Origin of the sequence: Microbacterium testaceum (assembly GCF_001476655.1) — a bacterium.
Classification (GTDB): Bacteria; Actinomycetota; Actinomycetes; order Actinomycetales; family Microbacteriaceae; genus Microbacterium; species Microbacterium testaceum_C.
Map to the genome: position 1 here is coordinate 21,877 of NZ_LDRT01000033.1, position 22,245 is coordinate 44,121.

Consider the following 22,245-nt stretch of genomic DNA (forward strand, 5'->3'; position numbering starts at 1 on the left):
ATAGCCGCCCGCTCGCTGGATAGGCTGGTGACGTGGCCGTTCTCCCGATTCGCATCATGGGTGATCCCGTGCTGCACGCCCCCGCCGCCCGCGTCGACGAGATCACCGAGGAGGTGCGCACCCTCGTCGCCGACATGTTCGAGACGATGGACGCCGCACCGGGTGTGGGCCTCGCGGCACCCCAGGTCGGCGTGGGGCTGCGCATCTTCACCTACACGTACGAAGACGACGAGGGCCTCCCATGGCGCGGCGTCGTCATCAACCCCGAGTTGTGGATCCGTCCTCTCGAGCCCGGCTACCCCGACCCCGACGACGAGTCCGAGGGCTGCCTGTCCTTCCCCGGTGAGCGCTTCCCGCTGCGGCGTTCAGATGCTGCGCTGCTCACCGGCGTCGATCTCGACGGGCAACCCGTTCGCATCGAGGTGACGGGCTGGCGGGCGCGCATCCTCCAGCACGAGTTCGACCATCTCGACGGCATCCTGTACGTCGATCGGCTCGACGAGGAAGACAGCCGCGTCGTCGCGAAGATCGCGAAGAAGCGCAAGTGGGGCAAGCCGGGCGCCTCCTGGATGCCGGGGGTCGACGACATCGACGCGTGAGGCGTCACGTCCGGGCGAAAGCGGGGGCGAATTGCGCGCGCACACCTCGGCGGCGATGCGCGGGCGATCATCGCGTTGATCGGGTTTTTCTTGGCGCACCACCGAACCGATGTCATTTTTACATGCGCGCTTGGTGTTGTGTCGCATGAAAACTGAGCCTTCCGGATCGACCGTTTCGACCACACCGATGGGCTTGCGATGACTTCTCCTTCGACCCCAGGGACCGCCCCCGGTCCTCTTCTTCCTCGTCGCCGCACGGTGGTCGTCGCGGGTGCCTGGGCTGTTCCCATCCTCGCGGCGGCGACGGCGCTGCCCGCCCACGCGGCCTCCGACAGCGTCGTCGAGGCGACGACCGCTGATCGGTCCCTCCAGAGGAGCGGGACGACCGTGCTCGAGGTGAAGGTCACCGACGCCGACGGCACGCCCCGCTCGGGACGCGCCGTGTCGATCTCGTTCGATTCGCCGGGGCTCACGGCGTCGCCCGACACGGGCGCCACCGATGCGCAAGGCGTCTTCACGAGCACGCTGACGGTGGCCACCGATGCGAGCCCCGGACGACGAGTCGTCTCCGCGACCACGTCCGACGGGGTGGCCACCGCGGTCGTGAGTGTCGCCGGCTCGCTGATGCTCACGGTCTCTCCGTCCCGGGTGCTCGTCGGGGGTTCCGCGTCGGTGGTCGTGAGCACCGTCGACGACGAGGGCGGACCGGTTGCGGGCGTGGGCGTCTCCCTCGAATCCTCGGGGGCTGTCGACGTCGTCGATCATGACGTCACGACGGGCGCCGACGGGCGCGCGTCGACCACCATCGTCTGGGGTGACGACGCGCAACCGGGCATGACCACGCTGATCGCCTCGGTCGCCGACGGTTCGTGGGGCCAGTCGAGGACGGTACTCGAGGCTCTCGCGCCGCTCGAGGTCGTCCTCTCCCCGATGCTGCTGTCGCCGGGAGAGACCGGTCGGCTCTCGGTTCTCACGCGCGACGCGTCGACCGCACCGACCGGGGGCATTCCCGTGTCGCTCTCGGTCACCGGATCCGAGGTGACGCTGTCATCGTCGTCGGTGACGACGAACGGCCGCGGGACCGCCGTGGTCGACGTCGTCGTCGCTCCCGGTGCCGCCCGCGGAGCGCGGACCATCACGGCCGCGACCTCCGACACCACGGCGAGCACCGAGGTCCGCGTCACCGACCCGCCGTCATCGACCGAGCTGTCCGGCTTCCGTGCGCCCCGCGCGGTCGCCGCCGCCGGCGCCCGGGCCTTCGTGGTCGACGGGGACTCTCTCGCGAGCCTCGACTCCTCGGATGGGACGGTCACGGCCCGCATGGCTCTCGGCCAGGGGATCGAAGGCCGCGCGCTCACGCTCGACGGAACAACCGTGGCGTACGTCGGAGACGTCGCGGGGCGGGTCGTCGTCTGCGATCTCTCCCAGAACGCCGTGCGCGCGGTGGTATCCGATCCGGCCGTCTCCTCCCCGATCGCGCAGGTGTCGCTGCACTCGTCGGGACGACGCGTGTTCGCCGCCTCTCCCGAGGCGAATGCCGTGGTGATGATCGATCCTCGCACCGACACCCTGGTGCGCACCCTGTCGGCGACGCGCCCGGTCGGCGTGGCGTCGGGGGCCGGTTCGCTCTCGTTCTTCTTCTACGTCGTGGAAGCCGACGGAACCCTCCGGTACTTCGATGAGCGGGACGATCGCGCCTACTCGGTCGTCGACCTGGGCGTCGGAGCGGGTGGACCGATGGTCGTCTCGTCCGACGGCGAGACCGGGTGGATCGCGGCGACGAGCGGGTCGTCGAGTTGGCTCGTGACGGTCGCCCTCCGGCAGGCCACGGTGACGCAGGCGGTGCGCCTCGCCGCGTCGGCACGAGGGATCGCGCGCTCGGCGGACGACGCCTACGTGTACGTCGCGACGGCGGCGGCCTCGTCGTCGATCACCGCTTTCGCGACCGATGTCGCAAAGGTCGCCGGAACGTTCGACGCGGGTGCGGCGGCGCTGTCGGTCGCTGCGACGCCGGATGGGACGCGGTTGCTCGTCCCGACCGAGCAACCCGGGGTGACGCTCATCGAGACGGGGCTCGCGGCTTCATCGTCGTCAGGCGGGGAGTGACCCGCTCTCGGCGCCCACCTCCAGGGGCCGGCTCCGAGCCGACGGCGTCGGCCGCGACCGCTCAGCCCTCGATGATGTTCGGGGCGAATCGGCAGAAGTAGTCGGTGATCGGTCCGTCGGATTCGCGGATGCCGACGCCGTAGGCTTCGTCGTTCACCACCCACGAACCCAGCACCGGGTGGTTGCTGCCGTTCGACCCGGGGAAGTCGGGGAGCTCGTGGTACTGCTGCCACACCCGCTCGCGCCCGGTCCCTTCGCGGCGATACTCCTGCCCGTTCGTGGTCACGCTGCCGTCGGCGCGGTGGACCCGGATGCCGTCGCCCTCGCGACCGAAGACGGGTTTGACGACGTAGTCCGTCATGCCGTTCGGTCCGTCGGCGTACGCGGGCAGGAGATTGGGGTGATCCGGGAACAGTCGCCACAGGGCGACGAGCAGCAGCTTGTTCGACAGGAACATCTTCCATGCCGGCTCGTACCATCGCCCGAAGAGACCGCGCCCGGCGATGAGCAGGGCACCGAACTCCTGGTCACCGACGACGCGATCGTCGCCCGAGACGATGTCTTCCCACGGGTACAGCTTGAAGAGGTTGCGGATCACGGGGTACTGCGTCTCGGGGGCATCTCCCGGCAGCGCATTGACGCTGCGCGAGGATCCCCATGGCTCGGGGACGCCGACGAATTGGCGCGCGCCGTGGTGCCAGCCGATGTCCTTCATCTCGATGCCGGTGTGCTCCCAGCCCGCTTCGCCCGCGAGGTCGCGCATGTACGCGACGGTGTCCCAGTCCTCGCCGTAGACATCGGCATCCGAGTGGGCGACGAAGAGGCGTCCGCCCTCCCCCTCGCTCAAGGACCGGTGCAGAAGGACTCGCCAGCGCTCGACGAGGGCTTCGTGCAGGCCGTTCCACTGGTCGGTGTCGGCGGGGAAGACGCCGCTCTTGATGCGGTCCTGCAGCCAGAACCACTGAGTGAGCGAGGCCTCGATGAGCCCGGTGGGGGTGTCGGCGTTGTATTCGAGCATCTTCGCCGGTGAGCCGTCGCCGGAGTAGGCGAGGTCGAAGCGTGCGTAGACGTCGGGCTCGTCCTGCTCGAGCGACCACTGCGCGAACTCGAAGGCCTGCGGGGTGAGACCGAGGTGACCGAGTTCTCCGGATGCCATGTAGGCCGCCGCCTCACGGCACATGCGGTGCAATTCCTCGGTCTGCTGCTCGAGAGCCTCGACCTCGGAGAGGGTGAAGACGTAGGCCGCGCCGTCGTTCCAATACTCGACGGCGGAGCCGTCGTCGCGGAGCGAGCGCGAGTAGATGAGCCCGGACTGCTTGATGGTGCGCTCCCAGTCGGGTCGGGGCACCAGTTCGATGCGGCGCATCAGCCGCCGTGGCTTCCGTCGGATCCCGATCCGCCGAAACCGCCGCGCGAGACGCTGGCACCGTCGCCGGAGATGCCTTTCGCCGCGGTCTTCCCCCCGGGCAGGGTGTCGACACCGCCGGAGGCGCGGTCGCCCACGGCCGGCACGTTCCGGCTGCTCGATCCGAGGGGGAGGTAGTACCAGTGGGCACTGCCGCCGTGGTTGTTGCAGTCGTCGTCGGGAAGGCGCTTCTCCGTCGCGTTGTCGCGGCAGATCTGCGCGTAGTCTTCCGAGACGTTCGTGCCCTGCCCGCATCCCGTGAGGGTGGCGGCGAGGGCGGCGACAACGCCGATCGTCACGGTGCGTGACGCGCGGCGACGAGGGGCAGCGGGCATCGACTCTCCTGGGAGGGGGTGAGGGGTCATGCAGATGCTCTCATACGCAGCCGGCCCGGGCGCGGTCTGCGGGCGGACAGCCCTCAGACGGCGAAGCTGTGGAGGCCGAGATCGTTGCTGAGAGCCTCGCTCGCGAGGCGTCCGCGCACACTCGTGCCCTGGTCGTCGAGCGGAGGGCTGACCACGCCCGCTCCCAGCCGACCCGCGGCCGACAGGACGAGAGCTCCCGACACACTCGACTTCGCCGGGATGCCGACGGCTCGCATCCAGCGGCCGGAGCCGTCATAGACCCCGCAGGTCGCCATGACCGACACGACATCTCGCGCGACGCGCTCGGGGAGGACGCGCGCCCCGGTACAGGGATTCACCCCGCCGAGCGCGAGCGTGGCCCCCATCACTGCCAGAGTTCTGGCATCCACGAGTGTCGCGCAGGCGCGGGCGTAGACCGCCACGGCATCGTCGGCGGAGACCGTCAGCGTGTCCTCGGCGCGCATGAGGTGCGCGAGGGCGTGATTGCGGTCGCCGAGCAGGTGTTCGTTGTGTGCGACATCCTCGTCGACATCGAGCTCGCGACCGGCGAACGCGGCGAGCCCCCGCGCGATGCGGGTGCTGCGCTCGTCCGGCCCGCCGCCGTCGACCAGGGACGCCGTGAGCAGCGCGCCCGCGTTGACCATCGGGTTCGGGGGTCGTCCGGTCCCGCTTTCGAGCGTGATCGCGTCGAACGACTCTCCCGTTGGTTCGATCCCGACCCGATCGAGCGCTTCGCCGCCGGTGTCGAGCAGCGCGAGCGCGAACAGGAACGGCTTGACCGCGGACTGGATGCTGAAGGCGACATCCGCCTCGGCGCTGTGGAGAACGCTCCCGTCGGGGAGCGCGAGGGCGATCGCGCAGAGGTCGGGGTCGGCCCGCGCGAGTTCGGGGATGCTGTCATCCACCTCTCCCCCGCGAGCGTCGCGCAGGCTTTCGCGCAAGGCGTCGAGGTCGTACCGGCGGGGGTCGGGTGCGGGGGTCACCCTCCCAGCCTCGCAGCCTTCGGAGCGGGGTGGGCCGTCAGATCAGGCCGCGGGCGACCAGCTCGGCGCGAAGAACCGGTGTCAGACGCTCCGCGTACGCGGGCGTGATGTGGATGTCGTCGTAACGGACCGGGGTGTTGCCGGCGAATGCGGGACAGACCCGGTCGACACAGGTGAACGGCAGGGCGCTGATCGCGGCGTCCCCGGTCGTCGCGGCGCGCGCCTCGGCCGCGCTCTGCATATCGGTCCAGATATCGTCGACCGCGGCGAGACACGCTCCCGGCCCCGTCACGCTTGAGACACAGCGCCCGAGATCAGCTCCGTGCGGCGGCGGAGACAGGTAGACCGTGCGTCCCGCCGGTGCCCAACCGGCGATCTCGGTGGAGACCGCGGATGCCAGTGCCTCGGCGTCGAGGTCGCGCCCGTCGATCGTGCGCGCGAGCGTGAAGGCGTTCGAGACGACGAGAAGGTCGGCCGGCGCGGACCGGATGATCGCGGCGACGTCGGCCTTTCGCTGGGCGCAGGTCGCGGTGACCGCGGGATCCCGGCTCTCGATGAGGACGTCGGTGAAGCGGCATCCGTACATCCCGACCGCGGTCACGCGCCACTGCCCTCCGCTGTCCTCGGCGAGTTTGGCGAACGCGGGGGCGTAGGCCATCGCACTCGAGTCTCCGACGAGGTAGAGGTGCCGCGGGGCGTCCGCGCTCCCCCAGGTGCAGCGTCCGATGTCGGGAAGAGGGGCGGGCGTGAAGCAGTCGTGTGCGCGATTCGCGGCGGAGGACTCGCGCATCGCGTCGTCCATCGACGGATGCAGCTCGGGCCAGGCCGATGCCGTGGTCGCGGCGGCGAGGTCGCCTTGCAGCGCGGCGAGCGGGTTCCCGTCGTCGTCGGGAGCGGCGGCTGCGACGGGTGCGGGCGCGCTCGGGAGCGAAGGCGCTCCGTAGGCGACGAAAACGGCGAGCACCGTCGCGCCCGCGCCGATGACGAGGCTCGCCGCGGCCATGCCCATGCGCGGCGCGAAGCGAGCGCGCCAGTCGGCCCAGGCCGGGCCGCGCGAGGAGGACGGAGCGGCCGGCTGTGCGGGAGGAGTGGGGACGGTCTCAGTGGCCGATGCCCGGAGTGCGGGAGACGGGGTTCCGGCCGGTGTGACGGGCGGAACGACGGGGTGAGCGGCTCTGGACACCGCGGGAGTCGAGCCGGGGTGGGGCGTGGCGGCGGGGCGCGAGCCCGGGTAGTACCGCTGTCCGGGCACCCACCCGGCGGGCCGCGAGGCCAGGGCGGAGGGACGGGGAAGCGGCGCGGACCCACGCTGAGGGGCGGTGGTTGACGACGTGGCCTGCATCGAGGGCGTGCGTGCGAGGGGCGCGGCGGAGGACGTCTCCGGCGCAGGTGCCGACGGCTCCGATGCGGGGAGGGCGCCGTCGTTTCGCGACAGCCACGGCGACCTGTGCAGCGGCTGCTCCACGCCGAGGTACGTCGTCACCGTCAGGACGACGAGGACCAACACGGTGATCGGCGTCGCGGCCGGGCCCGGCGGAAGGAGTGCGCCCGCGAAGACGATGACCGGCAGGTGCCAGAGGTAGAGGGAGTACGAGACGTCGCCGACGGCCACCGCGAGAGGGTTAGTCAGCAGGAAGAAGGACCGGTGCCGCGGGTCTCCCCCGATTCCCCCGGCGATCACGAGCGCGGCCCCGGCGACGGGGAGGACGGCCCACGGTGCGGGGAACGGCCCACCGGGGTCGACGACGACGAACGAGGCGGCCACGACCCCCAGACCGATCCACATAGACAGGATGCGGACCGCAGCGGGAAGCCGGCCCAGGATGGGCGCGAGGCAGGCCGGGACGGCGCCGACGCCGAGCTCCCCCGCCCGGGTGAGCGTCGAGAAGTACGCCACCGATGGGTCGCTCGGCGTCTGCACCCACGCGACGATCCCGGATGCCACGACCACGAGCAGCGCGACCGAACCCACCGCCGCGCGCCCCGCACGTCCGCGGCGCGCGAGGGCCGGGACGAGTGCGACCGAGAGCAGGACGATGAGCGGCCAGCCGAGAGAGAACTGCTCCTCCACCGACAGGGACCAGAAATGCTGTAGTGGGGACACATCGACGCTCGAGAAGTAGTCGCGGCCTTCGAGGGCGAACCGCCAGTTCGAGACGAGTCCCCCGGCAGCGAGAGCATCGCCGAGAAGGGACTCCGCCCGCACGCCGGGGAAGACGAGGAACCCCGCGCCGAGGACCACGGCGAGAACGAGCAGCGCCGCGGGGAGGAGGCGTCGGACGCGGCGCGCGAAGAATCGGCGGAGGTGCAGGGTGCCGGTGGACTCGAGATCGCGCAGCAGGATGCCGGTGACCAGGAAGCCCGAGAGGACGAAGAACACATCGACGCCGACGAACCCGCCCCGCGGCCAGCCCGTCAGATGGGTCGCCACCACCGCGAGGACGGCGATCGCGCGGAGTCCCTGGAGGTCGCGGCGCACGCGCGGTGTCGCAGCGTGCACGGGCGGCGTCCTCTCCGGCCGCGGGCGTCGGCCGGAGCGAGTCTAGTGGAACCGCTCCCATGGGCGGGGGCCGCGGTGAGTGAGCGGGTGAACCGTGGCCGCTCTCCGGGAAAAGGTAAGGCCCGGGGTGGAAGCCCGGGCCTAGGTTGAGAGCCACGCTAGATAGGCGTGGACTTCTCGCTCCCCGGCTTGGACTCGAACCAAGAACCTATCGGTTAACAGCCGATTGCTCTGCCAATTGAGCTACCGAGGATCATGCACACCTTGCGGCGGGCAACCACACGATACTAACAGCACCGCGGGGTAGTCGAAAAATCAGGGCGTCGAAACGCGTCGGTCGGGCGCGCCGCCCGGGGTCCACTGCAGGTCCTCTGCCCCGTGACCGAGCGCGACGGCGTGTCCCCCGTGCAGCACCAGCACATCGGCATCCAGATCCGTCGGCGCATCGGCGTCGTTCGTGACGACCAGCGTGGCCATTCCCCGCTCATCCCGCCGGCGCACGATCGACGCGCGGGCGGCGGCGCGCACCTCGACGTCGAGGTTCGCGTAGAGGTCGTCCGCGACGAACAACCGCGGTTCGAGCACGAACGCACGGGCGAGCGCGACCCGCTGTCGCATGCCGGCGCTGAGCTCGTAGGGATACTTCGGCGCCGTTCCGAGCGGCAGCTCCATCTCGTCGAGAAGGGTCGCGACCCGCACCGCGAGCGCGCGCGTGTTCACGCGGCGGTCACGACTCGTGATGGGCTCGGCGATCACGTCTTGCACGGTCAGACGCGAGGGCAGCGAGGCTCCGGCACCCTGCGGAAGATAGCCGGTGTGGAACGTCCACTCGCGATGCGCTCGACCCGGACGCCGCGCGGAGATCCCGTGGATGTACGCCTCTCCCCCGACCACGCTCAGCCCCTCATCGGGTCGACCCGCGAGCATCGATACGAGGGAGGTCTTCCCCGAGCCGGTCGCTCCTCTCACCACGAGCGTCTCGGCGAACGGCAGCGTCAGGGTGATGCCGTCGATCACGCGGACGCCGTTTCGGGCGAGCGAGAGATCGTCGGCGCGGATGGCGACGTCGGTGTCGATGGTCCGGGGCATTCCCTCATCCTCCCCGAAGAGCCGCGCGGACGCATCGGGCTTCCCTCCCGACACGCCGGTGGGGTAGCGCGCGGTCGCGAGCGCGTCTCTACGAGGCGATGAGACGCTGGCGATCCGCCTCGAGGTCGCGCAGGCGGAGCCCGAGCCGACGCCCCTCGTCGGTGTCGGCCGGGACGCGCTGCACCTCGCGCAGCAGCTCGGCTTTCTGCCGCTCGAGTTCGCGGACGAGCAGGCGCCGGGAGAGATCGTTCGCCGCGACGACCGCTCCTTCTTCGGTACGCGCGGGGAACTCGGCCGTGAGCAGCTCGGCTGCGAGGGAGCGGAACGGTTCGCGAACCGCCTCGACGGCCGTCACCGCCCACCCGGGCTGGGACAGATCCGTGGATGCCAGAGTGCTCCGCACCGCTTCGAGGGCGGGGTGTCCGAACGGTGTCTGCAGCGCGCGCAGGAACAGCTCGGGTTCGATCCGATGCCCGTACTGGAGGAACGCCATCATCGCGCCGCGCTCCAGAGCGACGTCGCGGGTGTTGGGCAGCGACGCCATGGTCACGGCCACCGCGACGGGTGCTGCGTCGGCTTCGCGCGCCGACTCGCGCTTCTCCGCGCGGTCGGCTCCGCGCGCGGCGCGCTCCACCGCAGCCTGGACCTCGGGCATGTCGAGACCGAGCCGCCGGGCGAGCACCCGGACGTACCCGGGGCGCAGAGCGGGGTCGCGGATGTCGGCGACGATCGGGGCCGCGGCCCGGAGCGCCCCGGCGCGCCCCTCGACGCTGCCGAGGTCGAAGTCCTTCAGGCGCTGGTCGATGACGAACTCGAACATCGGCGCCTTGTTGTCCATGAGCGCCCGCACGGCGCCGTCACCGCGCTGCAGACGCAGATCGCACGGGTCGAGGCCTTCGGGGGCGATGGCGACGTACGTCTGGGCGGCGAAGCGTTTCTCGTCGGCGAAGGCGCGCAGCGCCGCCTTCTGGCCCGCGGCATCGGGATCGAAGGTGAAGACGACCTCGCCCGAGGAGCTGTCGTCGCCCATGACACGGCGGAGGACGGTGATGTGGTCGCTGCCGAACGCGGTTCCGCACGAGGCGATCGCGGTGGTCACGCCGGCGAGGTGGCAGGCCATGACGTCGGTGTAGCCCTCGACCACCACGACCCGGTGCGAGCGCGAGATGTCGCGTTTGGCGAGGTCGAGGCCGTACAGCACCTGCGCCTTCTTGTAAATGGGCGTCTCGGGGGTGTTGAGGTACTTCGGGCCCTGGTCGTCGTCGAAGAGCTTGCGGGCCCCGAACCCGATGACCTGACCGGTGACGTCGCGGATGGGCCAGACGAGACGGCCGCGGAAGCGGTCGTACACCCCGCGTTGCCCCTGCGACACGAGTCCCGCCTGCAGCAGCTCGTCGCGCGTGAACTTGTGCGCGAGCAGGTGATCCATGAGGTGCGACCAGCCCTTGGGGGCGTAGCCCACTCCGAAGTGCGCCGCCGCTCCCGCGTCGAACCCGCGGTCGCCGAGAAACCGTCGGCCCGTCTCCGCCTCGGGCGTCATGAGCTGCGCGCGGAAGTACTCGGCGGCCGCCGCGTTGGCGGCGTACAGGCGCGAGCGCCCGGTGGTCTCCGGCGCGGGGCCGCCGTCTTCGTAGTGGAGGGTGTAGCCGACGCGCGCGGCCATCCGCTCGACGGCCTCGGTGAACGACACATGGTCCATCGCCCGGAGGAACGAGTAGACGTCGCCCGATTCGCCGCACCCGAAGCAGTGGTAGTACCCGACCTGCGGCCGGACGTGGAAGCTGGGGCTGCGTTCGTCGTGGAACGGGCAGAGCCCCTTCATCGAGCCCACACCCGCCGACTTCAGGGCGACGCGCTCACCGACGACGTCGGCGATGTTGACCCGCGCTTTGACCTCGTCGATGTCGGACTGGCGGATGCGGGCCATCAGGCATCCGCCCCGCGGGGCGCACGGGATCCGGGCGCCCAGACGCCGAGCTCGGCGGCATCCACTTCTCCCACGAGGCGGTTGTGCCAGGCGATCGCGAGTTGGTCGGTCAGGCTCGCGACCTGATCCACGATGACGCGGCGGCGGGCGGTGTCGTCGGCAGCGGCGGCGAAATCAGGAGCGTGCAACGCGTCGAGGGCACCCGGGTTCTCCCAGAGGGCGGATGCCAAGCGCTTGAGGACGTGCCGCTGCTCCCGGTACAGCACCTTGCGGCCGTCGATCGAGACCACGGTCGCACCGATGATGCCCTTCAGCACCGCCATCTCGGTCTCGACCTCGACGGGCACGATGACCCGCGCACGGTAGCGGGTGAGCTCGTCGGCCGGGTACGCCTCGCGGGTGGCCGCGGTCGCGGCGCGGGCGAAGCGTCCGATGAGATCGGAGGTGAGGTTCTTGAGCCGGGCGAGAGCGGGGCGCGTGCCGTCGAACGAGTGGATCCACTCCGGCATCGCCATGAGCCGGTCGAGCCCCTGTGCGAGGTCATCGCGGACGAAGTCGTAGCCCACCCAGCGTTGGATCGCGTCCAGCAGACCCTCGCGCCCGACCCGGGATGCCAGCCGGGCGGGGTCGACGTAACGGTTGACCACCGCGTCCTCGAAGTCGTGCACGGAGTAGGCGATGTCGTCGGAGAGGTCCATGACCTCGGCCTCGATGCAGCGCTGCCGCGCGGGTGCTCCCCCGCGCATCCAGTGGAACACCGGCTCGTCGTCGGGGTACACGCCGAACTTGAGGCGCCCGCCCGGGTCGGGGACGGGCTCGTCGACCGTCCACGGGTACTTGCAGGTGGCGTCGAGGCTGGCGCGCGTGAGATTGAGTCCGAATGGTTCGCCGTCGGCACCGAACACCTTGGGCTCGAGGCGCGTGAGGATGCGCAGGGTCTGCGCGTTGCCCTCGAAGCCGCCGATGTCCGCTGCCCAGTCGTTCAGCGCCCGCTCGCCGTTGTGGCCGAAGGGCGGGTGTCCGAGGTCGTGGCTCAGGCACGCCGTATCGACGACATCGGGTGAGAGCTGCAGGGCCGTCGCGAGCTCGCGTCCGACCTGGGCGACCTCGAGCGAGTGCGTGAGGCGGTTGCGCGCGAAGTCGGCGGGGCTCGCCGGGCTCAGCACCTGCGTCTTCGCGGCGAGACGGCGCAGGGCGGCGGAGTGCAGCACGCGAGCGCGGTCGCGGGCGAAATCGTCGCGCTGCGAACGGTGCTTCTCTTCGTGGAACCGGGCGGCATCGGCATCCGCGTACCCGAGCGGGCGGGCGGACGCCACCGTCACCTCAGCCGCCACTGTGGTGCAACTCCGCTTCGGCGAGCTCTCGACCGGCGGCGTCACCGATCTCGTGCGAGTCGAGCCACCGGTCCGGCAGCGCCGGGCGCTTCGGCGTGCCGGCGCGCCCGCGCTGACCCTCGGCGGCGGCTCCCGGGTAGGGCGCGTCGAGCTCCATCGTGGCGAGCAGCTCGTCGATCTCGTCGAGGGTCGACGCCGTGGCGAGGCTCGCGCGCAGCTCTCCGCCGACCGGGTACCCCTTGAAGTACCAGGCTACGTGCTTGCGGATGTCTCGGCATCCGCGGCCCTCGTCTTCGAAGAACTCGACGAGGAGTTCGGCATGGCGGCGGAAGGCGTTCGCGACGAAGCCCAGGGTGGCGTCGACGGGCTCGCCGTGGGCGGCTCCGGGCTCGCCGAGTGCGCGGGCGAGGTCGCCGAAGAGCCAGGGGCGTCCGAGGCAGCCGCGGCCCACCACGACACCGTCGCAGCCGGTCTCGGCCATCATGCGCGCGGCGTCGTCGGCCGACCAGATGTCGCCGTTGCCGAGGACGGGAACGCTCGTGACGGTCTCTTTGAGCTTCGTGATCGCCGACCAGTCGGCGTGGCCGGAGTAGAACTCGCTCGCGGTGCGCGCATGCAGGGCGATGGATGCCACGCCGGCCCCCTCGGCGATCCGACCGGCCTCGAGGTAGGTGAGGTGATCGGCGTCGATGCCCTTTCTCATCTTGATCGTGAGGGGCTTCTCGCCCGCGGCGCGGACGGCGCGCTCGACGATCTCGCGGAACAGGGTGGTCTTCCAGGGCAGCGCGGCTCCGCCGCCGCGGCGGGTGACCTTGGGGACGGGGCAGCCGAAGTTGAGGTCGATGTGGTCGGCGTGGTCTTCGTCGACGATGATGCGCACGGCCGCCTCGACCGTCGCCGGGTCGACACCGTACAGCTGGATCGAGCGCGGAGTCTCGGACTCGTGGTGGCGGATGAGCCGCATGGTCGTGTCGTTGCGCTCGACGAGGGCGCGCGTCGTGATCATCTCGCTCACATAGAGCCCGGCACCGTATTCGCGACACAGGCGACGGAACGCCGTGTTCGTGATGCCGGCCATCGGAGCGAGGACGACGGGAGCGTCGAGCTCGATGTTGCCGATGCGGAGCGTCCGCGCCGGAGCCAATGCCGTGTTCACTGTCTCATTCTCCCAGACGTCGTGCGACAGCGGTGCCCGCGCCGACGTGAGCCGGGAGCGGACACCGCTGTGGAGGGGAAGTCAGACGTCGGCGGTCGCGGATGCCTCGCGGCGCTCGCCCCACACCTGGCGGGCGATCTGCGAGAACGCCTCGACCGGCTGCGCCCCGCTCACGCCGTATTTGCCGTCGATGACGAAGAACGGCACGCCGGTGATCCCGAACTGCTGCGCCTGCTCCTGGTCGGCACGGACGGCGGCCCGGTAGCGCTGCGACGCGAGCGCCTCGCGGGCGGCATCCTCGTCGAGACCCACTTCGACGGCCAGGGCGACGAGGTCGTCGTCGCGACCCACGTGCTTGCCCTCGAGGAAGTACGCCGACATGAGCACCTCGGCCAGCTCGAGCTGCTTGCCGTTCTCTTTCGCGAAGTGCAGGAGCTCGTGCGCCTTCACGGTGTTGGTGTGCTGGAGGATGTCGAAGCGGTACGCGAGACCGGCGTCGGCGGCGACACCGGTCACCCGGTCGAGCATCTCGCGCGCCTGCGCGGGCGAGATGCCCTTGTGCTGCGAGAGGTAGTCGACCTCTCCCCCGTCGAAGTCTTCGGGGGTGTCGGGCGAGAGCTCGAACGAGTGGTACTCGATCTCGACGACCGGGGCGTCGTCGTCATCGGCCGTCGCGGCGAGGCCGTTCTCGAGGTTTCGCTTGCCGATGTAGCACCAGGGGCAGGCGATGTCGCTCCACACGTCGATCTTGATGGCATCCGTCATACCGCGTAGAACCCTTCAGACGAGCGATCTATTCCGATCGCGGCATTCATTTCCCGGTGGGGGTGTCGATCGCCCCGCCGAAGCGCCGATCGCGCGAGAGGTAGAGCCCGATCGCGTCCCACAGGTGCGTGCGGCGGAAGTCGGGCCACAGCGTGTCGAGGAAGACCATCTCGGCGTACGCCGACTCCCACAGGAGGAAGTTCGAGGTGCGCTGCTCGCCGCTCGAGCGCACGAACAGATCGACGTCGGGCATGTCGGGCTGGTAGAGGTGCTTGCGGATGAGCTTCTCGGTCACGGCCGAGGGCTTGAGCTTCCCGGCGGCGATGTCGTCGCCGATCCGGCGCATGGCATCCACGATCTCCACACGTCCGCCGTAGTTGACGCACATCGTCAGTGTGAGGGTCGAGTTGCCCTCGGTGAGACGCTCGGCGTGCTGCAGCTCTTTGATGACCGAGCCCCACAGGCGCGGTTTACGGCCCGACCAGCGAATACGGACGTCCCACTCGTTCAGCTGGTCGCGGCGGCGGTGCAGGACCTCGCGGTTGAAGCCCATGAGGAAGCGCACCTCGTCGGGCGAGCGCGACCAGTTCTCGGTCGAGAAGGCGTACACCGACAGGTGCTTCACCCCGGCCTGGATGGCTCCGGCGACGACGTCGAGCAGGGCCGCCTCGCCGGCACGGTGACCCTCGACGCGCGTGAGCCCCTGGCGGTTGGCCCAGCGGCCGTTGCCGTCCATGACGATCGCGACGTGCTCCGGCACCGCTCCCTTCGGGTACGCGGGCGGGTACTCCCCCGTCCAGTCGAGGGGGCGGTACGGCACGGCGTCGCGGTGCGTGAACGGCTTCGGTGTCATCGATGCGACTCCAGGTGCGAGAGGGAACGGATGCCACGCTCCAGATGGAACTGCGCGTACGCGGCCACGAGGCCCGAGGCCGCCGAGATCGTGCGGCCCGGGGCGGCGTCGATGGTCTCCCACTCCCCCGCCATGAGCGCGCGGAGCATGTCGACCGTGTCGCGCGCGACGCGGGGCGAGCCCGCGGGGGCGCACGTCGAGCAGACGACACCGCCGAGCTGGGCGAGGAAGTACGGGTGGTCGCCGATCGTGCCGCAGCGCGCGCACTCCGTCAGCCCCGGCGCCCAGCCCGACAGGGCCATGGCGCGCAGCAGATACGAGTCGAGCACGCTGCGCTCGGCGTGGTCACCGCGAGCGAGCGAACGCAGGCCGCCGACCAGGAGCAGGTACTGCTGGGGCGTCGCCTCGGCCTCGTTGAGGCGGTCGGCGGTCTCGACCATGGCGCTGGCGGTCGTGTAGCGGTCGTAGTTCACGACGATGTCGGCGCCGTACGAGCCGAGCGACTCGGCCTGCTGCACGATGTCGAGGTTGCGCCCCTTGAACAGCTGCACATCGGCGACCATGAACGGCTCGAGCCGCGAGCCGAACTTCGACGACGTGCGGCGCACGCCCTTCGCGACCGCGCGGATCTTGCCGTTGCGGCGGCTGAGGAGGGTGAGGATGCGGTCCGCCTCCCCGAGCTTGTGGGTACGCAGGACCACGACCTCGTCGCGGTAGGTGGGCACAGTCCATTATCGGGCCCGGATGCCGTGAGTCGGCGGTGCGCCGCGCCTCAGGACGAGGGCGTCAGGGAGACGAGAACGCTGCTCGCCTCGCCCGGGACGTCGACGGACACGGTCGCGAGAAAGGCGCCGGTTGTCGGCAGTGGCATCCGTTCGACCTCTCCGGACAGGAAGCTGCCGAAGGCGACGACACCGTCGCGAAGCGTGAGCGTCGTGCCGAGAACTGTCGTGAAGCCGTCGAGGGCGGCCGCCTCGGTGCAGACGCGAACCGTGACCGGACCCGCGAGATCATCGCGCGTGGCCACCAGGATCGCGGTCGTCGTGGCGACCGCGGGTTCTTCGCCGGTCCCCCACTCCGGAAAATCGGGAGCGCTCGGCGAGAAGACCGCGACCTGCGCGTTGAGCGGGGTCACGCGGAGCTCTCGGTCCATGTCAGTCATTGTGTTCCGCCGGCGCGTCGGTGAGGAAAGCGACGGTGTCGTCGAGGCCCATCGCGCGTCCGACGGTGAGGAGGCGGCCCCGCTGCGCGACGTTGAGAGGAGCGTTCGCGTCGAGGAGTCTGTCGCAGAGCACGTCGAGCGCGATCCCGGGCTCGACGTGGTCGGCCAGAGTCGTCACATCGTGCAACACCGCCGGATCCAGGATGCAGCCGAGGCCGCCGCAGAGCGAGGCTTGATACCCCCACTCGACGCCGCAGCACGGACAGTACTCGTAGGTCAGGCAGGATCGATCGAGCCCCCACGGAGGTTCTTCTGAGAAGTACCCGCAGACGCGACACAGGTGCGCGTGAGAATGGGGCATCCGCACACCTCTCGAGCGGGGACAATCTTGAGCGCGTCTCGATGGAACCGGCTTACGGTCAACGAGTTCGCGAAAGTGATGCGGCCAGGCTGGATGGATCTCACCGGGGCGTTCCTTCCCGTCAGGGACCCCCGATTGCCAGATCGCCGCCCGGCATGGGCGCTCATGTCCGACTCACAATGTTCCGAAGACGTCGACGGATTTCGGTTGGTTACGCACGAGAAGATCATCGAATGTCGGTAGCCACCGTTCCAGACCGGCGTGGGCTCGGACAGCGTTCTCCAAGACCAACGGCGAGTTGAACGTCCTGCGGGGGAAGACGTCTGACTCCTCTGGGGTGGCCTCGCGCATCTTGGTTCCCCGGAAGTTCAGGATCTTCATGCCTCCGGCGCGCGGATCTCCCATCCTGTACGCGGGGGCGAATCGTTCCGGCTGCGAGTCGGAATGCCCGATCAGTTCCCACATGCCCGGGCGGAACCTCGCGTCGAACACGATCGCGCCGAAAAGGGGACGCGAGGCGAGTGCGTGCGTCGGGCTCGCGCGCGTTTCGGATGCTGTCCTGGATTCGTCGAAGACAACAACGAACCACGCATGCAGGTACTCGCAGATGACATGCCCCACGTACACCTGACGATCGTCGATGGCTATCGTGAAGATGTCACCCTCGCGAACGGCGTACACAGGGCTACTCTTCGCCAACTCAGACTCCTGATGCTCTCACGTCTTCGATGAAACATCCGAGCGGCCGACTACTCGTCGACCACTGCGATGGAGGGGTAGGAAACCCAGCGCGGGTCCCCCGCGACTGCGAGTCTCGTCGCCATAGTGAGACATTGCTGGAAATCTGTATTGCGTCCGCCGCCGCAGAGCTCTGAAAGCTCCTCGAGGTCCACGATCCGACGCTCGGGCGCCTCCCCTTCAACCTCATACCGCCGGGATTTGAAGCGCTCGGGCATCCACTGAGGACCGACACCGGCGGTTCGCCGAAATCTTACGGATGTGAACATTTTCTGCCCCTCGTACGGGTCCACTGAAGACTGCTGGTCTTGCGCGTCCTAGTCGTCCATGGGGGCGGCGAATGGAAAGCCCACCCATCGTGAGTCGTGGGCGTCAGCGAGCCGCCCGGCAAGTGTGAGGCACATCTGAAAATCAGTACCACCGCCCAGACAGCGTTGAGCCAGGCCGTAGAAGTCGACGATGGAGTTCGGCGGACAATCCTGTTTGACCTCCAAACCGACGTCGTCGCAACCGTGACGGGAGCCACCGAGGGCCCTCTGGGGGTGCATATCTGAACTTGACAGTTTCGATGTCTGGCATGTGTGGCCTCACTTCTCTGCTCTCCGCCGTTTCCTGTTGGTGCGACGGGATCAGGAACCCGGAACGATCTGCTACTTCCGCTGCTGTTCTTCAAAGGTGGTGATGGTGCCGAGCGCGCTGGGATCAACGTGCTTCTCCACCAGATAGCAGGGTCCGGGATAGAAGTCTTCGTCGAAGGGGTCGATTCCGAGCTCACGACAGTACCGCTCCAGCATCTTGGGCGTGAATCGGTCTTTCACCCGGAGAAGAATGCGATCCCCAGCCGCGATGCGGTCATCGAGGAAAGCCTTGTTGAGCAGCTAAGGATCCGTGCCTTCGTCCTTCAAGATATTCCAGTTGTCGTTTCCTGTGTCAAAGTAGCTTGCTCCCTCACTTCAGTTTCTGAATGTATTGGGGGAATTCGCCTATAACGTTCCGGACGTCCTGGAGAATCGACGGTCGGCGTGAATGCAGACTCAAGATTGCTCTTCGACGCTCGCAAGATCCACGCCGATTCGGCTCAGCCTCTCCGCCACCGTGAGCCCGTCCGGGACGACGTGAGGGTCTTGCCACACGCCCCCTCGGTTGAGCCAGTCCGCGCGAAATCGCGCAGCGGACGACGGCAGAGAATCTTGATACCCCCACTCAACGCCACAGCAGGGGCAGTACTCGTAGGTGGGGCAGCACCCGTCCTCTCCCCATGGGGGGTCCTCAGAGTAATAGCCGCAAACGCGACAGAGATGAGTCTGGTATTCGTCGTATTCGCTACTGGGCATTGAAATAGTCCATGTTCGACGGGTAATCGTGGCCGGAAGGGACAAAGAACGTTCGCGGTGCTCCATCGCTTCTCATGACTCCGAACCAATCTGACGCGGGGTCGTATCGGACGACATCGCCGTTGGTGCGCACACGCGTCAGCGCGCTGGGGGGAGGCTCCCGCAGGAACCTCTGAGCCTCCGCAACGTACTCAAGCGAATTCTGGACGCGTGGAAAGTCCTGCCCATGATCTTGATAGTGACGGAAAGCATTCTCCGCAGGCGTGGCACGTCGCGTTTCGGTCCAGATCGGGCTTGAGATGAGGTTCGATGTCGGCGGGGTGGGCACGTCATCGCCGAGCCTGTTGATGGTGTTGCTGGCCGGGACCCGGCTGAGGGCGCCGGCGCTCACGGCTGAGATGGCGGCCCCGGAGGCAGCGTTCGAAAGCAGCCCACCGGGCGTTATCGGTTGGCCGCTGATGAGGTATTGGGCGGTGTTCTCGACCGCGCCTTCGGCGGCGTTGACGCCGGCGTGGACGAGGAGGCCGCTGGCGGCCCCGGCCCCCGGGACGAGGCCGAAGGCGCCGCTGAGCGCGACCTGGCCCCAGTTGACCTCTCCTGTGGTCGCTTTCTGGATGATGGTGTCGGCACCGGCGCCGATGAGGGCGGCTCCGATGGGGCCGCCGACGCCGGTGGCGATCATGACGCCGCCGGCGATGACCATGGCGCCGCCGGCGACGTACTCCCAGTTGTCGTTCCACCATTCGCCGATGGCGTTGCCGGCGGTGGCGAGGGCGCCCTGGTGGGCGTTGGCGTAGGCGGTGAGTTGTTCGTCGGTGACGGGTTGGAGGCCGAGGGGGTCGGTGGCGTGGAGGGGGTCGTTGCCGGCGAAGGAGTACGGGTTTGCTGACCAGGCGGCACCGGCGGGCGCGGTGATCGGGTCGGTGCTGAGGAATCCGCGGGTGGTGGGGTCGTAGGCGCGGGTGCCCATCCACTCGAGCCCCGCGACGTCGAGGCCACCGGCGGGACTGATGCCGACGGCTCCCCCGCCGAGGGCGTTGGCGGTGGTGAGGGCCTGCCAGGGGTCGTCGGTGGTGGTGGTGCGGGTGCTGCGCCATCCGCCGGTGGTCCAGGTGTCGCCGATGCCGGTGAGGGAGCCGGGTGCGTGGAACACGTCGGTGTCCCCGACGGTGAGCGGGGTGGACGCGTAGGTGCCGGCATCCCAGGTCAGGGGGATGCCGTCGACTTCGGCGAGCTCGCCGAGCGCGTTCACGCGCAGGTCGGTGCGACGCTGTCCGTCGGGGGTGTGTGCGGTGATCGTGCGGATCCAGCCGCGGTCATCCCACGCGTACTCCGTCGACCCGGTCGGGGTGGTCTCGCGGGTGCGGCGCCCTTGCCCGTCGTAGGCGTAGGTCGTGGCACCGTCAGCGTCGGTGAGGGTGAGGAGTTGCCCGGCGAGGTCGTACGCGAATGCCCGCGACACGTCATCGCGGGTTTCGCGGATGAGGCGGCCGGCGGTGTCGTACTCCCACGTATCCGCCCGTCCGTCACGGGTGGCCGAGACGAGCTGGCCCGCGTCGTCGTGCGCGTACCGCGTGGTGCCGTCGGGTCCGTCGATGGCGGTGATGCGGCCCTCGTCGTCACGGGTGATGCGGGTGAGGGTGGCACCGTCGGCGTCGGTGCGGGTGTGCGCGACGGGGAACCCGTCCTGGTACTCCCAGGTCTGCAGGCTGTCGCCGGCGCGGGCTTCGAGGATCCGCCCGAACGCATCCCTTGTGTAGTGCACCGCACCGAGACGGGAGTGATCGATGCGCGTGAGGTGCCCTGCGGCATCCCTCGTGTAATCCACCGTCACCCCGTCGGGGGTGGTGAGGCGGGTGCGGGCGCCGTCCGCGTCGTACTCCCACCGGGTCGACCGCTGCCCGGTGGGGCCGGTCGTGGTGCGTTCGGCGAGGCGGTCCAGACGCGTGAACCGGAGGGTGTGGGTGGTGGGTTCGTCGGTGGTGTGGTCGATGATCGTCGCCGTGCGTGCCCGCGCATCGCGACGGACCTCGGTCACCCGCTTGCCGTTGACGGTGAGCCCGGATTCGAGGCCGGCGTCGTCGTACGACCACTCCGTCACCGTCCCGTCGGGGCTGGTCTGACGGACCTGGCGACCGGCGGCGTCGTAGTCCGCGGTGGTGACACGGCCGAGCGGGTCGGTCTGGGTGGCGACCTTGTCGAGCTGCGTGTAGGTGCGGGTGGTGATCCCGCCGGCGGGGTCGGTGATCGACACCACCCGCCCCCGCTCGTCGTACGCGTACCGGGTGACACCGCCGATGCCGTTGGTCGCAGCGACGAGTTGACCTGCGGCGTCGTACGAGAAGCGACGGATGCCGAACCGGGTGTCCTGCGCGAAGATCGGGCGGCCGACCTTGTCGTAGCCGAAACGTGCGACCCCGGCCCCGGGAACTCGTTCGCGCACCACCCGACCGACCTCGTCGTACTCGATCTCGACCCGTTCCCCCGTGGGGAGGATTCGGGCGATCACGCGGGAATCCGCGTCGTACTCGAGCATGGTGCGGGCGTCGTTGCCGTCGATGGCGGCGACCGGCCGGCCGCAGTGGTCGTACTCGTACCGGGTCGTGCGCCCCGCAGGGGTCGTGATCGCGGTGACACGCCCCGCGAGGTCGCGGTCGAGGCGGGTGAGGCCGCCGTCCGCATCGAGGACCTCCACGGGACGCCCACAGGGGTCGTAGGTGATCAGTGACGCGTCGCCCGCGGCATCCTGCACCCGCTCCGGCCGACCGAAGGAGTCGTACCGGACCGCGGTCTGCTCGAACGCCGACTGCACCGTGCGGGTCGTATCCGCGCGAGACACCTCCGCCGACACACCCGTGGGATCCGTCGTGCGCGCCAGCTCGCCCACGGCGTCGTACTCGCGGGTCCAGACGCCACCCGCGGGGTCGGTGATGGCGCGCAGGCGGGAGAGGGCGTCGTGGGTGAAGCCCCACGCGGCCCCGTCCGGCAGGGTGACGCCGGTGACGTTGCCGAATTCATCGAACGACCGGTCGATCACGCGGCCAAGAGGGTCGGTGGTGCGGGTGAGGTGCCCGTGGGGGCCGTACTCGAGTTCCGTCCGAGCACCGAGGGGGTCGATGATCGCGGTGATCTGGCCGCCGGGGCAGTGCTCGTACCGCCAGATCGCGCCGTCGGGATCTTCGCGGGATGCCAACACCCCGGCGTCGGTGTAGACATACCGCGTGACCGCGCCGAGGGGCGTGATCGCCTGGGTGACCCGACCGGATCCGTCGCGGACGAGCTTCGCGACCGCACCGTCCGCGTTCCGCGTCGCGACGAGCTCCCCGTGCGCGTCGTACTCGAAGCGCACGACGACACCCTCGGGGTCCTCCACCCGGCGGAGCAGCCCGTCGGCCCAGTCGAGTTCGGTGATCCCGCCGCCGGGGTCGGTGATCCGCGACGGATTCCGCTCGAGGTCGTTCGGGTAGTCGTACGTGACGACACCGCCGTCCGCGGTCACCACTGTCGTGACGCGGTCGTGGTCGTCGTACCCGTAGGTGATGTCCGCCCCGTCGGGGGTGACGGTGCG

The 22,245-nt window shown here is 69.5% G+C and carries 18 protein-coding genes and 1 tRNA gene; 2 read left to right on the plus strand and 17 right to left on the minus strand.

The features are described 5' to 3' along the window. Window positions 1–32: 32 nt before the first annotated feature. Window positions 33–599 carry a peptide deformylase gene (gene def, locus NS220_RS06165; RefSeq protein WP_081323007.1) on the plus strand — a complete coding sequence of 189 codons (567 nt, stop codon included), beginning with the start codon at window positions 33–35 and terminating at the stop codon, window positions 597–599. Window positions 600–797: 198 nt separating this feature from the next. Beyond that, complete coding sequence (locus tag NS220_RS06170; RefSeq protein WP_153004179.1) at window positions 798–2,705, plus strand: Ig-like domain-containing protein; 1,908 nt, start codon at window positions 798–800, stop codon at window positions 2,703–2,705. 61 nt (window positions 2,706–2,766) lie between these two features. Here the strand turns inward: NS220_RS06170 and NS220_RS06175 are convergent, their stop codons facing one another. From NS220_RS06175 to NS220_RS06255, 17 genes are all read right to left on the minus strand, one after another. Then, a complete protein-coding gene (locus tag NS220_RS06175) occupies window positions 2,767–4,071 on the minus strand; it encodes a glutathionylspermidine synthase family protein (protein ID WP_058623209.1) in 1,305 nt (434 codons plus the stop codon). Continuing rightward, window positions 4,071–4,445, minus strand: a complete 375-nt coding sequence (locus NS220_RS06180) for a hypothetical protein (RefSeq protein WP_058623210.1) — start codon at window positions 4,443–4,445, stop codon at window positions 4,071–4,073. The genes NS220_RS06175 and NS220_RS06180 overlap by 1 nt, the downstream gene beginning before the upstream one ends. Window positions 4,446–4,528: 83 nt before the next feature. Continuing rightward, window positions 4,529–5,458, minus strand: coding sequence for a glutaminase A (gene glsA / locus NS220_RS06185; RefSeq protein WP_058623211.1), 930 nt, complete (start codon window positions 5,456–5,458; stop codon window positions 4,529–4,531). Between the two features lie 37 nt (window positions 5,459–5,495). Further along, on the minus strand, window positions 5,496–7,958 hold the full coding sequence (locus NS220_RS06190; RefSeq protein ID WP_242864545.1) for an acyltransferase: 2,463 nt from the start codon (window positions 7,956–7,958) through the stop codon (window positions 5,496–5,498). Between the two features lie 180 nt (window positions 7,959–8,138). Next, window positions 8,139–8,211: transfer RNA gene (locus tag NS220_RS06195), tRNA-Asn, on the minus strand. Window positions 8,212–8,273: 62 nt separating this feature from the next. Next, window positions 8,274–9,047, minus strand: a complete 774-nt coding sequence (locus NS220_RS06200) for an ATP-binding cassette domain-containing protein (protein WP_058623213.1) — start codon at window positions 9,045–9,047, stop codon at window positions 8,274–8,276. Window positions 9,048–9,135: 88 nt separating this feature from the next. Continuing rightward, the gene (gene dnaG / locus NS220_RS06205) at window positions 9,136–10,974 is read right to left on the minus strand and encodes a DNA primase (RefSeq protein ID WP_058623214.1); all 1,839 of its coding nucleotides are present in this window, start codon (window positions 10,972–10,974) and stop codon (window positions 9,136–9,138) included. Further along, the gene (locus NS220_RS06210) at window positions 10,974–12,296 is read right to left on the minus strand and encodes a deoxyguanosinetriphosphate triphosphohydrolase (protein WP_242864546.1); all 1,323 of its coding nucleotides are present in this window, start codon (window positions 12,294–12,296) and stop codon (window positions 10,974–10,976) included. Before NS220_RS06210 ends, dnaG begins: the two co-directional genes overlap by 1 nt. Window position 12,297: 1 nt before the next feature. After that, window positions 12,298–13,464, minus strand: a complete 1,167-nt coding sequence (gene dusB / locus NS220_RS06215; protein WP_058623216.1) for a tRNA dihydrouridine synthase DusB — start codon at window positions 13,462–13,464, stop codon at window positions 12,298–12,300. 81 nt (window positions 13,465–13,545) lie between these two features. Then, window positions 13,546–14,229 carry a DsbA family oxidoreductase gene (locus tag NS220_RS06220; protein ID WP_058623217.1) on the minus strand — a complete coding sequence of 228 codons (684 nt, stop codon included), beginning with the start codon at window positions 14,227–14,229 and terminating at the stop codon, window positions 13,546–13,548. Window positions 14,230–14,275: 46 nt separating this feature from the next. Beyond that, the gene (locus NS220_RS06225; RefSeq protein ID WP_058623218.1) at window positions 14,276–15,082 is read right to left on the minus strand and encodes an isoprenyl transferase; all 807 of its coding nucleotides are present in this window, start codon (window positions 15,080–15,082) and stop codon (window positions 14,276–14,278) included. Further along, complete coding sequence (gene recO, locus NS220_RS06230) at window positions 15,079–15,807, minus strand: DNA repair protein RecO (protein ID WP_058623219.1); 729 nt, start codon at window positions 15,805–15,807, stop codon at window positions 15,079–15,081. The genes NS220_RS06225 and recO overlap by 4 nt, the downstream gene beginning before the upstream one ends. Window positions 15,808–15,854: 47 nt before the next feature. After that, window positions 15,855–16,235, minus strand: a complete 381-nt coding sequence (locus NS220_RS06235) for a hypothetical protein (RefSeq protein WP_058623220.1) — start codon at window positions 16,233–16,235, stop codon at window positions 15,855–15,857. Between the two features lies 1 nt (window position 16,236). Then, entirely contained in the window at window positions 16,237–16,605 is a 369-nt protein-coding gene (locus tag NS220_RS06240; RefSeq protein WP_058623221.1) for a hypothetical protein, read from the minus strand. 174 nt (window positions 16,606–16,779) lie between these two features. Beyond that, window positions 16,780–17,286 carry an Imm26 family immunity protein gene (locus NS220_RS06245; RefSeq protein ID WP_058623222.1) on the minus strand — a complete coding sequence of 169 codons (507 nt, stop codon included), beginning with the start codon at window positions 17,284–17,286 and terminating at the stop codon, window positions 16,780–16,782. Window positions 17,287–17,993: 707 nt separating this feature from the next. Next, window positions 17,994–18,161, minus strand: coding sequence for a hypothetical protein (locus tag NS220_RS20020; RefSeq protein ID WP_193755286.1), 168 nt, complete (start codon window positions 18,159–18,161; stop codon window positions 17,994–17,996). A gap of 505 nt (window positions 18,162–18,666) precedes the next feature. After that, on the minus strand, window positions 18,667–22,245 hold a 3,579-nt coding region (locus NS220_RS06255), incomplete at its 5' end, for an RHS repeat-associated core domain-containing protein (RefSeq protein ID WP_275934670.1).